The sequence below is a fragment of the Kribbella rubisoli genome, from assembly GCF_004217145.1.
Classification (GTDB): domain Bacteria; phylum Actinomycetota; class Actinomycetes; order Propionibacteriales; family Kribbellaceae; genus Kribbella; species Kribbella rubisoli.
This window is the reverse complement of sequence record NZ_SHKR01000015.1, coordinates 258,773-271,021: the sequence shown is the minus strand read 5'-3', so window position 1 is coordinate 271,021 and position 12,249 is coordinate 258,773. Positions and strand designations below refer to the sequence as shown.

At 68.2% G+C, this 12,249-nt stretch carries 9 protein-coding genes; all 9 read right to left on the bottom strand.

Features of this window, described 5'->3' with window-relative positions; all coding sequences use genetic code 11:
* Positions 1-17 precede the first annotated feature (17 nt).
* Complete coding sequence (locus EV645_RS30745; protein WP_130447553.1) at positions 18-1,469, bottom strand: glucose-6-phosphate dehydrogenase; 1,452 nt, start codon at positions 1,467-1,469, stop codon at positions 18-20.
* Positions 1,470-1,517: 48 nt separating this feature from the next.
* Complete coding sequence (locus tag EV645_RS30740; RefSeq protein WP_130447552.1) at positions 1,518-2,780, bottom strand: hypothetical protein; 1,263 nt, start codon at positions 2,778-2,780, stop codon at positions 1,518-1,520.
* 26 nt (positions 2,781-2,806) lie between these two features.
* The gene (locus tag EV645_RS30735; RefSeq protein ID WP_130447551.1) at positions 2,807-4,828 is read right to left on the bottom strand and encodes a HelD family protein; all 2,022 of its coding nucleotides are present in this window, start codon (positions 4,826-4,828) and stop codon (positions 2,807-2,809) included.
* A 121-nt stretch (positions 4,829-4,949) separates the two neighbouring features.
* A complete protein-coding gene (locus EV645_RS30730; RefSeq protein ID WP_130447550.1) occupies positions 4,950-5,327 on the bottom strand; it encodes an antitoxin YezG family protein in 378 nt (125 codons plus the stop codon).
* Positions 5,324-5,980 carry a DNA/RNA non-specific endonuclease gene (locus EV645_RS30725; protein ID WP_130447549.1) on the bottom strand — a complete coding sequence of 219 codons (657 nt, stop codon included), beginning with the start codon at positions 5,978-5,980 and terminating at the stop codon, positions 5,324-5,326. The genes EV645_RS30730 and EV645_RS30725 overlap by 4 nt, the downstream gene beginning before the upstream one ends.
* A 40-nt stretch (positions 5,981-6,020) precedes the next feature.
* Complete coding sequence (locus tag EV645_RS30720) at positions 6,021-8,660, bottom strand: alkaline phosphatase family protein (protein WP_242000769.1); 2,640 nt, start codon at positions 8,658-8,660, stop codon at positions 6,021-6,023.
* 123 nt (positions 8,661-8,783) lie between these two features.
* Complete coding sequence (locus tag EV645_RS30715; RefSeq protein WP_130447547.1) at positions 8,784-10,133, bottom strand: ABC transporter permease; 1,350 nt, start codon at positions 10,131-10,133, stop codon at positions 8,784-8,786.
* Complete coding sequence (locus tag EV645_RS30710) at positions 10,133-11,071, bottom strand: ABC transporter ATP-binding protein (RefSeq protein ID WP_130447546.1); 939 nt, start codon at positions 11,069-11,071, stop codon at positions 10,133-10,135. Before EV645_RS30710 ends, EV645_RS30715 begins: the two co-directional genes overlap by 1 nt.
* A 115-nt stretch (positions 11,072-11,186) precedes the next feature.
* Positions 11,187-12,203: a ferritin-like domain-containing protein gene (locus EV645_RS30705; RefSeq protein WP_198681955.1), complete on the bottom strand. Its 1,017-nt coding sequence runs from the start codon at positions 12,201-12,203 to the stop codon at positions 11,187-11,189.
* Between the last annotated feature and the right edge of the window lie 46 nt (positions 12,204-12,249).

Genomic DNA, 12,249 nt, shown 5'->3' with positions numbered 1-12,249 from the left:
TGCGATATCGGCCCGGATTACTTCCAGGTCGCCGGTCCGTTCGAGCCTGCGTCGTACTCGTCGAGGGGTACTTCGCCGGCGCGCCACGCGGCGAGGACAGGCTCGACGATCTCCCAGCACCGTTCAGCGACGTCGCCGCGCACCGAGAGGAGTGGGTCGCCACGGAGGATGCCGCTGAGCACCTCGCCGTACGGCAGGACGGAGGACGACGGCAGCGTCGCGTCGAGGAAGACCTGGCCCATCGTGTACGGGCCGTCGACACCGAGCGCGGGGACGGACAGGGACAGCTCGCCCGGGTTCAGACCGATGCGCAGCGTCTCGCCGTCGCGCGCGCCGTTCAGACCGGAGGGCAGGTGCCGCAGCGGCTTGAACTTGACCACGATCTCCTTGCGCGCGACCCCGAGCGCCTTGCCCGAGCGCAGCGTGATCGGCACACCGGCCCAGCGGTTCGTGTCGACCTCGACCATCACCTCGGCCAGCGTCTCGGTCCCCCGCTCCGCGTCGACCCCGCTTTCATCGGCGTACGACGGAACCACGCGATCGTCCGCGATCCCCGCGGCGTACCGGGCCCGCCGACCCGCCTCGATCGCGGAGTCGCGGTAGAGATGCGTACTGCGCAGCGCACGCGCCATCTCGCTGCGCACCTCGACGGCGTCCATCGTCGCCGGTGCGTCCATCGCGAGCAGTGCGAGGACGAGCAGGAGGTGGCTCTGGATCATGTCGACCAGCGCGCCGGCGTTGTCGTAGTACTGCGCGCGGCCCTCGAGGCCGAGCGTCTCGTCGTACACGATCTCGATGCTCTCGATGTGCTCGGCGTTCCAGACCGGCTCGAACAGACGGTTCGCGAACCGCAGGCCGATCAGGTTCAGGACCGCGGTCCGACCGAGGAAGTGGTCGACGCGGTGCACGTTCTCCTCGGGCACGAGCGAGCCGACGAGCTGGTTGAGCTCGGCGGCGGACTCGGCGTCGGTGCCGAACGGCTTCTCGAACGCGAGCTCGGTCCCTTCCGGCAGCTCGAGCCCGCGGAGCTTCTCGACGATCGCGGTCGTCACGGCCGGCGGGAGGGAGAAGTACAGGACCGGCGCAGGACCCGCGAGCTCCAGAAGCGCGCGGAGGTGCTCGACCTCGGTCGGGTCACCGGCGACGTACTCCGTCGTTGCCAGCGTGTCCGCTGCCGCCGAACTGATCTCGCCGCGGGACTCGAAGGCCGACCGGACCCGATCCGTCCACTCGTCCGCTGCGAGCTGGGACCGGCCGGTCCCGATGATGCGCACACTGGTCGCCCGCGCTCCGGCGAGCAGACTACCCAGACCGGGCAGCAGCAACCGCGAGCTCAGATCGCCGCTGGCGCCGAAGATGACCAGGGTTCGTTGGCCGGTATGTTGACCTGTACCCGCCGAGGTTCGCTCGACCGGTAGCAGGGCCGCATGCGTAGTGATGATGCCTCCCAAGACTCGTGGCTCATCCATGGAGCCACACCCAAAGACGCAACCGCGCCGAGGGTAATCGCATTCCCGCTACGGAACCGGCGATATCTCAGGGGCTGGGTAGGGCGAATCCGGGAGACCGAGATTCCGCCAGACGAATCGCGGGACCCGGGCCAGGAAGCCGCGGACGAACGCCGAGCAGCCCGCGATCGCGGGCTGGCTGTGCTCGCCGGGCGAGAACCAGGCCCACTCCTCCTCGATCGTGAACGAGGCCGGCGGGTTCGCCATCAGGTACTGCATCTGGCGCGGGTGGATCACGTCGTACGCGAACTTCACGTCCGGCGAGTGCACCGCGAACTGGCGGTTGAACGCCTCGCTCTCGAAGCTGATCCCGCCGCCGAACCCCTTCCGCCCGACCTCCAGCCGCGGCATCCGGATCGGCAACTGGAACCCGAGGATCGGCTCGCTGTGGTTCTCGGTCACCGTCCGGGTCTGCGTGCGGCCCTCGCTGTCGGTGTACGACTCGGTCCGCGTCGTCTTCCAGTGGTGCGTGAACGCGACGAACGGCGGCCCGTCGCCGTCCCGGCCACGGATGACCTCGCTGGTGCTGTGGGCGTGCCCGCCACGGTTCACCGGTGTGAACTCCAGCAGGCTGTCGTCGACGCCGATCCAGTACCAGTCCGGGTGGTGATAGAACGTCAGCCGCGGCTGCGGCTCCGGCTGGATCCAGCGGTCCAGCGGCGCCGCGTCGATCGCCATTGCGACGGCACCGAGCTGCTCCAGCCACGCGGCAAGCAGGTCGGGCTTCTCGCGCGGCGGGTTCAGCACCACAAGCTGATCGCTGTCGATGCCCACGTTCAACCCCGGCAGGCCCGCCGCCATCGCGCTCAGCTGCGAACACACCTGCGGATTCATCAGCTCCGCGGCGAAGTCCGGCTCGAGCGCACCGACCTGCCAGCCCGGCCCGAGCTGCGGCGGAGCAGGCACGGCGTGCGCGAGAACGCCGTACCGCGGACGGGTGTCGCCGCCGGTGATCCACAACTCGGGAAGCCGCCGCGACAACGTCACCATGCCGACCCAGCCCGACCAGTGCGAGGTGCTGTACTCGATCACCTGGAACGGACGACCTTGCGCGGTCAGCCCGGTGATCTGGTCATCGGGCTTCCGCACAAAACCGAGCCCGAACGGCGGATTGTTCAACCGCGCAACGGCATCGAACGTCGGACTGTTGACGAAGCTCCACCCACGCTGCCGCAACGAGTCGATGTACCGCTGCCGGCGTACGAGCGCGACGATGCCCCAGGTGAGTCCGGCCGCGAACAGCACGATCACGACCACCACGAAGAGCTTCATCGCGCCACGATAGCTGTGCGAGGGGATCAGCCCAGGGCACCCGGAAGCGGCTCGGCGTGGATGATCTGGAGGCGGCTGACGGCTCGGGTGAGGACGACGTACAGGCGGTGGAGGCCGCGGGGCTCGGCGGCGACGATGTGGGCGGGCTCGGCGACGATGACCGCGTCGAACTCGAGGCCCTTCGCGAGGGTTGCCGGGACGCAGACGAGCCGGACGGTGTCGATCTCGTCCTCGGTCTCGCCGATCAGGGCGACCTCGAGGCCTGCGGCGGCGATCGCGTCGCGCAGCCTCGCGACCTGGTCGTCCGCGGCGATGAGGGCGACCGAGCCTTCGCCGGCGAGCGCTGACTTGCATGCGGCGATGACCTCGTCCGCGAGGGTCGACTCAGTGGCCGGCACGACGCTCAACGCGTCAGCGACCGTCCGGACGCCGCTCGGCGTACTCAGGGTCGGAGCGATCTCGGGCAGCAGCCTCGCCGCGAAGCGGATGATCTGCTCAGGCACCCGGAACCCTCGGTCGAGCTCCTCCACCACACCGTCGCTCTTGTCGAGATGACCGAGGACGCGGTCCCATGACCCCGCGGCCCACGGCGTCGTCGCCTGCGCCAGATCGCCAAGCACAGTGGCCGAACCGGTCCGGCAGCGTCGGCCCAGCGCCCGCAGCTGCATCGCCGACAGGTCCTGCGCCTCGTCCAGGACGAGGTGACCGAGCGAGCCGGTACGCCGTTCGATCAGGTCCTCGAGCTCGTCGAGCAGGACGGTGTCGGCGAACGACCACTTCGCCGACTTCCACGATCGGACCGGCTTGCTCCACAGCAGCGCCGTGCGTTCCTCGTCGGTCAGCGCCGGAGCGGCCTGCGCCAGGAATTCCGCATTGGAGAGGAGGCGATGCAGGATCTGCTCGGGTGCGACGCGCGGCCAGACCGAGTCGAGCACGTCCTTCACCGGCTTCGAGCGGGCGACCGCGTTCTGCACGCGGTCGTCCGGTGACTCCGCCCGCTCCTCCATCCGGACCAGTACGACGTGAGCGATCCGCTGCGCAAGCGCGTTCCGGCCGGGCGCGTAGCGGGTCGACTCACGCAGGTCCGACACGATGTTTACGACCTCGTAGTCGTGCACCCGGTAACGCCGGGATCCCTTGCTGTAAAGGACTCCCTCGGTCGGCGTACCGACGTACGACCACAACGCGCGCCGCAGTACGTCGGCCATCCGGGCATCGCCCTTCAGCCGCTCGGCCTCGGTCTCGTCGATCGCGACGGTCGGTCGGGTAATCAGCTCGTCGATCGTGATCTGCCGTACGTCGACCTCGCCGAGCGCGGGCAGGACCTTGCGGATGTACGACAGGAAGGAGCGGTTCGGGCCGACGATCACGACGCCGCCGCGGCCGAGGCGTTCGCGTTCGGTGTAGAGCAGGTACGCGACCCGGTGCAGGCCGACGGCGGTCTTGCCGGTGCCGGGCGCGCCTTGCACACAGACGCTCGGGTGCAGCGGAGCGCGGACCAGGTCGTCCTGCTCCGGCTGGATCGTGGCCACGATGTCGCGCATCGGACCGGTGCGCGGCCGCTCGATCTCGGCCCGCAGGAAGGCATCCGCCTGATCGGTCTCGATGACGCCGGTCAGCGGCTCGTCCTCGAAGCCGGTCAGCTCGGCGTGGTCCGAGAACCCGTACCGGCGGCGCATCAGCACCCGCTGCCGGTCGCTGTGGGTCGCCCGGTAGAACGGCACCGACACCGGCGCCCTCCAGTCGATCACCAGCGGTACGCCGCTGCCGTCATGGACGTGCCGGCGTCCGATGTAGATCTGGTCGAGGTCGGGGATCGTGCCCTGCTCGTAGTCGAGCCGGCCGAAGAACAGCGGTACGTCGGGCAGGTCGAGGAGCGCGTGGGTGCGCATCTCCTTGGCCCGCTGGTTGGCCTCGTTGGTGAAGCGTTCGTCGTTGTCCTCGCCGCCGATCACCTGGACGTCGCGGTCGACGACCTCGGCGTACATCCGGTGGAGAGCGACTTGGGCAGTGGTCAGGAAGGCCCGTTCGGCCTCGAGTTCGGCCATGGGAGAGTGCCTCGAATCGTGAACATGGGTCCCGCCCCGGAGCTGATCCATCCGGTTCGATTCGATCCCGAAAAAGACAGGCTCGCGACGTTACCAGCGCCCTTCGGGCACCGCCACCGAATTAGATGCGCATCCACGCCGGTACGTCGTCACGCGGGAACTCGGCCAGCTCGGCCGCGTAGATACCTGCGTCGACAGGCATCGACCAGGCCGGCTCGGTCTCGTAGTCGAAGTCGGTCGCGAAGTGCCCGTCCGACGTGACACTGATCGACGCCGTCAGCCAGGTGCCCCGGCCCGACTGGTACATCTCCCGCCGCAACGCCTCGAAGTGGTCCTCGAGCGCATCGGGCAGCGGATCGACCTGCTCGCCGTCGACGGTCGCGTCGAGTTCGGCGTACGTCGTGGTCGCGCGATAGACCGCGGTCACCTCACGCCACCCGGCCGGCAGGCCGCTGACCAGCGCGCGGGCGATCTTGTCGATCTCGCCGATCTCGGTCATTCCGCTCCCCTGCCGGTGGGTTTGGTCTCCCTGAAGATACGCCGCGGCGACCGGCGACCCTCGTGGCGGTCGATCACGGCCCGGCTCGACGGCCGCAGCGTCGTACCGTTCTGATGCCGGACGTCGATGGCGGCGTGCACCTGCACCCCCGATGCGCGCAGCGCCTGCCAGCTCTCCTCCATCCGGCGCCAGTTGTCCGGGCTGCCCTTGACCGCCTGGTTCTGCGACCGGGACTGCGCGGTCAGGTTGATCGACTCCCCCGGCCCGTCGAACACGGTCCCGAACAGGTGGCCGCCGTCGTCGTTGCGCTCCCGATCCGGCTTGCCGGCCTCGCGTTGCGCGTCAAGGTTGCGGCGCGCCTCGTTCTTGTCCGACGGCAGCCAGCCGAGCCAGCCCTCCGCGTGGGTGACCCGGGCCGCGCTGTCGGTGACGTACAGGTATCGCTTGTCGACGACGTACACCGAGGACGGTTCCGGGGTCATCAGCTCGTCGTTCCAGTGATCGACCCGCCCGGATTTCTCTGTGTGCACAGGCAGTTCGGCGTACTTGTCCGGAACCACCGGAACGTCGCCGGGTCCGTAACCGACGACGCGGACGTCGCCCGGATCGGCAGGTTGCTCGATCCGGCGCGACGCCCGCGCTCGCTTAGGCATGCAGTGGTTCTACAGGCCCTGTCTTAACACGTGGTTGCGATCAGCCGTCGTTCTCGTTCGCCGGGATGATCGCGCCCGGTACGTCGTTCGGGGCGACGATCTTGGCCTCACCGGGGTACGGCGTTGCCCAGTTGTGCGCCTCGTACCAGTCGTAGTGGTTCATCTGCGACGGGTTCGCGAAGTCGGCCTTGGCGTTCGGGCCGGTGGTCCGCTGCTGGTCCTTCCACGCCGACCAGGTCGCCGCCATCGTCTCCATGCCGGCCGGCACGGCCGCCGTCGGAGCCGCCGCGACGTTCGGGTTCTGCGCCGCGGGAACGTCCGCGCCGCAGGCCGGCAGCGGGTTCACGCCGCCGGTCAGCGAGGTCCGGTTCGGGACCGTGGTGAACGTCGAGTAGTTCGGCTTGTTGGTGAACGCGCCGAACATCGGGGTGGCCGCGGTGTCCTTCTGGTTCATCGGGTGGATCCCGAGGATCTGCTCGATGGTCCGCATCATCGTGATCTGCGTGTAGTAGTGGCTGTCCGTCACGCCGTGCTGCGCGTACGGGCTGATGATCTGGATCGGCGCCCGGTGCCCGTCGATGTGGTCGAGCCCGGCCTGCGAGTCGTCCTCGACGACGAAGATCGCCGAGTCCTTCCAGTACTTGCTGTGCGTGATCGCGTCAACGGTCCGGCCGACGGCCAGGTCGTTGTCGGCCACCTGCGCCGGGCCGTTCGCCGTCCCGCCGGTGTGGTCGTTGGAGTACCAGAACATGTTCAGGTTCGCCGGACCGTTCTTCTTGAAGTCCTTCTCCCAGACCTGTTCCTTGTAGATGTCAGGCACCGTGGTGTCGAACTGCGGGAAGCCCTGGACCGCGACCTTGTTCAGCGACGGGATCGCCGAGCCGACCTGGATCGGGTACTTCGTGTCGGCGCCGGTCTGCATCTGCTTGGTGTCGCAGTACAGGTTCTGCCAGCTCGCACCGGCCGGCTTCTGCTCGATCGACAGGAACTCGCCGTAGTCCTTGACGGTCTTGCCGGCTGCCTGGGCCCCGGTCCAGATGAAGCCGCTGGCCTGGTGGCCGAGGGCATCGTTCTCGGTGTCGTAGCTGCGCAGGTACTCGCCGGCCGAGGACTCGGTGTACTCCGGGTTGTCGGCCTGCATCAGCCAGTTGTGGCCCTCGGCGGAGTTCGTGCCGACGTCGTAGGTGTTGTCGTACAGCCCGAACTGCTTGGCCAGCGCGTGCTGGTTCGGCGTCACGTTCTCGCCGTACTGCGTCAGCGCCGGGTCGCCGTTGCCCTCCGGCATGTCGCCGTACACCTGGTCGTAGGTCCGGTTCTCCTTGACCAGCAGGAACACGTGCTTGATCGTCGACGGGTCACCGAGCTTGGCCGGGACCGCGACCGGGGCGCGGTGCCCCTTGTCGGTGGCCAGCTGAGCCGAGTTCTTGGTCCAGCCGTTCTGTGCGAAGACCGTGGCGGTGTACTTCGAGATCGCGTGGTCGTCCGGCAGCTTGAACTTGGTCAGGCTCGACGTGGTGTCGTGCGTACCGCGGCCGGCGGCCGTGGTGTCGCGACGGGCGTCGATACCACGGGTGTTCGAGACGACGATGTCCTTACCGACCTGAGCGAGCTCGGCCGGGAAGTAGTCGGTCGGCAGCAGGCCGACGTAGCTCACCGGCTCCAGCGGGTTGCGGAACTTGTAGACCGCGACCGCGTTCGCGCGACCGAGCGAGACCAGCAGGTGGCCGTCGTCGGTCAGCGCGATGCCGTTCGGCTCGTACCCGACCTTGGCCTCGGCCCACGGCTGGGTGGTGATGGTCTGGGCGACCTTGTCCCACTTGGTGTTGATCACCGAGACCGTGTTGCTGGAGGTGTTCGCGACGAACACGGCACCGTTCTTGGCGTACACCGCGGTCGGGTGCAGACCGACCGGGATGCTGCCGACGGCGGCACCCGCGTTCTTGGTGTCGATCACGCTGACCGTACCGGTCGTGGTGATCGAGTTCTGGTTCGCGACGACCGGCGTGCCGTACGAGTCGAGCGTCGAGTCGCCGGGCCGCGCGGTCCGGCCGCCCTCGTTGGTCACGTACAGCTTGCTGCCGACCATCACCATGTCGCGCGGCGCGTTGCCGGTCGCCCAGCTCTGCGTGATCGTGCCGCTGGCCGCGTCGATCGCGACGACCCGGTTCTGGCCGTTCACCGCGGCGTACACGGTCTTGGAGTCGGCCGAGAAGACGGCCTCACTGGCGAGGGCGTGCTTGGCGCCGTCGGCGGCGATCGAGACGAAGGTCGGGTTCGCGAGCGAGCCGTCCGCGTTCACGTCGAACTTGCGGTAGCCGTCGGTTTGACCGAGCCACAGCTGCTTGCCGTCGGGCGAGTACGTCGGGCCTTCCTGGCCGATGTCGTTGCCCGGGATCTTCAGGTCCGCGGCGGCGTTGTTGCCGACGTATTGCTGGACCTTCCAGTTCTTCAGGTCGACGATCGCCAGCGCCATCCCGCCGTCCGTCACGCCGGCGGCCAGGTGGCTGCCGTCCGGACTCGTGGTGGACGACATGATCTTGCCCTTCTGGAGGACGAGACGGTCGCCGAGCGGCTTGATGTACTGGTCGGATGAAATGACCTGGCCCTTGTCGGTGACCTGGCCGACCTGGTCGTGTCCGAAGCCGGTTGTCGAGGCGACAGCGGTGCCTGCGAGCGTCACGGCAACAGCCGTAGTGCCCGCTGCTACCAGTGGTACTCTGCGCCGGAGGCGACTCGACGAGCCCTTTTCGTCACGCCTGCGGCGGCGTGTTACCTGCATGGGAGCTATCCCTTCGGGTTGGTCTTACTTGGCAGGTAGCAGTTCGATATTGCCGTCGAACTGCCACAGTGGGTTCGGTTCGTCTCCCGATGGGGTCCGGACCAGGAAGAAGCCGTTGACTTCTTTCGGTCCGTCCCCGTCGGACACGTACCGACCGAGTGGGTTGATGTCGAGCTGGTAGATCGCCGAGCCGGCGACTGCCACCCCGGGGATGTGCCAGCTGACGACGCACCGCCAGTCGTTGCCGGGCCCGCGGGCGGCGACCTGGTCGCCGCCCTTGGTGCACTCGGCGGCACTCTGCAGTTGCTCCTCGGTGACATCGGCCCGATTGAGCTGCTTGGTCTGCAGACGGTAGAGATGCGCGAACTCGACCGCGACGGCCTTCTGCACCTTGTCCTGGTCGATGCCCGAACCGAAGCCGCTCACCGGAGCGATGACCGCGGTGCTGACTACGAGCAGTCCGACGAGCGGCAGCAGGCCGGCCGTCAACGCCCGGCGGCCGGAGCCGTCGTGCGTCGGGTTCGTGAAGTCACGGCGTACGAAGAGGAAGTAGGCGAGGCCGGTCGCGGCGATCGCCCAGACCAGGCTGACCGCGACTCCGATCAGCAGCGGCCCGCGTTGGGCCGGGCTGGTGAAAAGGCCGTTCCAGCTGATGAAGGCGTAGCCGGGAAGGGCGAGGCGGAAGGCGACCGGGACCGGCAGTTGCTGGACGATCTGCATCGCCAGCGCGACCACTGCTGGGAGCAGCAGACCCATGGGCGACCGGCCGAGCGCGACCGAGCCGAGCAGGCCGATCGCAGCCAGGGCCAGCGTCGGAGCGAGTGCACACAGCCAGGCGAGGAAGACCGCCCCGGCCGCGTGCCCCGGCGAGAGCAAGTGCCCGTCGAGACCGATCAGCTCGCGGTTGCCGATCACCAGCAGGCCACTGACCGTGCTGGACACGACCAGCCCGATCACCAGCACGAGGATCACGGTCAGACTGGACAGTGCTTTCGAGACGAAGATGCGGCGCGGCGAGCGGACCGCCACCAGCAGGTGGCGCCAGGTGCCGAGCCGATCCTCGGACGCGAACACGTCACCGGCGATCAGCGACGTCAGCAGCGGCAGCGCCCACGATCCCGAGAAGCCCAGCAGGACAAGGGGTCCGGCCCATCCGGTCGCGTGCATCATCCGGCCGAACAGCGTGTCGACCGGGAGCGAGGCCTGCTGGCTGATGATCGCGACGAAGGCCGCGGGGGCCAGCCAGCACGCGATGATCAGGACGCGGACCCGCCACTGCGAGAGCAGCTTGACGAGTTCGAAGCGATACCCGCGGGCGACCGAGACCTTCCGGGCCACGGGCGCATCTATGGTGGTGGCGGCGGTGGCCGTCATCAGTTGGTCTCCTGCTGCTCGGTGAGGGCGAGGAACGCGGCTTCGAGGGGCGAGACGACCGGTGCCAGCTCGCGTACTGCGATGCCGTCGTCGACGAGTTGCTTCACGAACTCGTCCAGCGACGGGATCGGCGCCGAGATGATCAGGAGCTCTACACCGTCCTTGACGGTTTCGTCGTCGCGCAGCCGGATCCCGTGCGTCTGGCGGGCGATCCGGCGAGCGGCTGCCGGCTTCGAGGTGAGCACGCGGTAGTCGAGCTCGCTGTCCTCGGAGGCCAGCTTGCTGATCGGGCCGGAGAACGCGACCCGGCCGGTGGACAGGATCGTCACCTCGGAGCAGAGCTGCTCGACGTCGTCCATCCGGTGACTCGAGAGCATCACCGCCGTACCGTCTGCGGCCAGGCGGGTGAGTACGCCGTACACGTGCTTCTTGCCGGCCGGGTCGAGGCCGTTCGAGGGCTCGTCGAGGATGAGCAGCTTGGGCTTGGTGAGGAGGGCGGCGGCGAGGCCGAGGCGCTGGCGCATCCCGAGTGAGAAGCCGCGGACGCGGTCGTCGGCCACATCGGTGAGGCCGACCTGGGCGATCGCCTCGTCGATGTTCATCGTCTGTGTCGGGTCACCGCGCAGTGCTGCCAGGGCGGTGAGGTTCTGTTTGGCGGTCATCGACGGGTAGAGGCCGGGGCCGTCGACGAAGCCGGCCACGCCGTCCGAGACGGCGAGGGCACGGCCTACCGGCGTACCGAGGATTTCGAGCGTGCCGCGGTCGGCGACGGCGAGTCCGAGCAACAGGCCGAGAAGCGTGGTCTTGCCGGCGCCGTTCGGTCCGACAATGCCGTGGATCTGGCCTGGTGCGACGTCGAGGTCGACGCCGTCGAGCGCGACGACCTCACCGAAGTACTTGGTGATTCCGCGGGCACGGACAGCGGGCGGTGTGTCCATGGTTAATACATTAGGAAGGAATGTACGGTCAGGTGAAGACCGAACGTTAACAAATGGCGAACTGGAGGCGGCTCTTTCTGCGAAACGTCTCAGCGGGTTCTCAGTTGTCTGCTGCTCAGCGGCGCTGCTCCGGATCGACGTAGCCGAAGGTCGGGCCGGCCACCGTTCGATCGTCCTCGCTGAGCTGCATCAGCTTCAGCGCCTCGGCCTTGAGGCCGTACATCGCGCGGACGGAGTCGCGGATCAGTGTCGGCTCGCCGGTGAACGCCTGCTCGAGAACGTACAGCAGCGTGCAGTAGGAGTCGTCGAACTCCTCCTGCGCGGCGCGGATCTGTGCGTTGTCCGATCGGTGCGGGTTCGGCTGCATCGGGGACACACCTGCCAGGTCGAGCGTGATCGGCTCGCCGGACGGACCGGATTCCGGAGTGTCGCCGCGCTGGTAGCGCCGGCCGAGCTTGAGCTCCATGAAACGGAAGTAGTGCGCGACCTCGTCGCGGTCCGGGTGGAAGATGTCGTGGTCGCCGTCCCAGACCTCGCCGCGCGACGTGCCCTCCCCCTGCTCGACGATTTCGTCCAGCGCGGCCAGCGCCGACCTGAGATCGGTGATGGGTTGCACTGCGCCGCCGGTGTGCTGGAACGGTCCCGCCGTCACCTGACGCGCCGAGTCGCCGGAGAACACCTTCTCTTCGTCCAGCGTCTCGCACAAGTAGCGCAGGCCTTCTTCGATCGCGTCGTAGAACTGCCCGATCGTCTCGTAGTGATCGCTCTCGGCCGGTGAGCCCGGCGCCTCGGGCTTCTCGAGCCGCAGGAACATCTCCAGCGCCTCCGGGCCGAACGGCAACAGCGACAGCTCGACCTGACCGTGCGGAAGGCGGCGCGGGTACCCGGGCAGCATGCCCGGATAGTCCAGGCGCGGCTCGCCGCCGACGGCGTTCAGCAGGTTGGCCGCCAGCGACAGATGGATCATCTCCTCGACGAACACGCTGCTGACCAGCTCGACCGCATCCGGGTTCCGCGCCGGGTCCAGCGAGTACAGCGCACACAGGTACGGCGGGAGCGTGGCGTGCTCGAGCTCGATCGCCCACTGCAGGTGCCGGTGAAGGTCGTCAAGGGTCTCGATGCGCTGGCTCATATCCGTTAAGACAGCCCAGCCCGCTCCCCTGTGACCGTCACACCGC

What these genes read in the sequence shown, in the direction of transcription:
- EV645_RS30745 (WP_130447553.1), bottom strand. Translation starts at nt 1,469, where the DNA reads ATGGATGAGCCACGAGTCTTGGGAGGCATCATCACTACGCATGCGGCC.
- EV645_RS30740 (WP_130447552.1), bottom strand. Translation starts at nt 2,780, where the DNA reads ATGAAGCTCTTCGTGGTGGTCGTGATCGTGCTGTTCGCGGCCGGACTC.
- EV645_RS30735 (WP_130447551.1), bottom strand. Translation starts at nt 4,828, where the DNA reads ATGGCCGAACTCGAGGCCGAACGGGCCTTCCTGACCACTGCCCAAGTC.
- EV645_RS30730 (WP_130447550.1), bottom strand. Translation starts at nt 5,327, where the DNA reads ATGACCGAGATCGGCGAGATCGACAAGATCGCCCGCGCGCTGGTCAGC.
- EV645_RS30725 (WP_130447549.1), bottom strand. Translation starts at nt 5,980, where the DNA reads ATGCCTAAGCGAGCGCGGGCGTCGCGCCGGATCGAGCAACCTGCCGAT.
- EV645_RS30715 (WP_130447547.1), bottom strand. Translation starts at nt 10,133, where the DNA reads ATGACGGCCACCGCCGCCACCACCATAGATGCGCCCGTGGCCCGGAAG.
- EV645_RS30710 (WP_130447546.1), bottom strand. Translation starts at nt 11,071, where the DNA reads ATGGACACACCGCCCGCTGTCCGTGCCCGCGGAATCACCAAGTACTTC.
- EV645_RS30705 (WP_198681955.1), bottom strand. Translation starts at nt 12,203, where the DNA reads ATGAGCCAGCGCATCGAGACCCTTGACGACCTTCACCGGCACCTGCAG.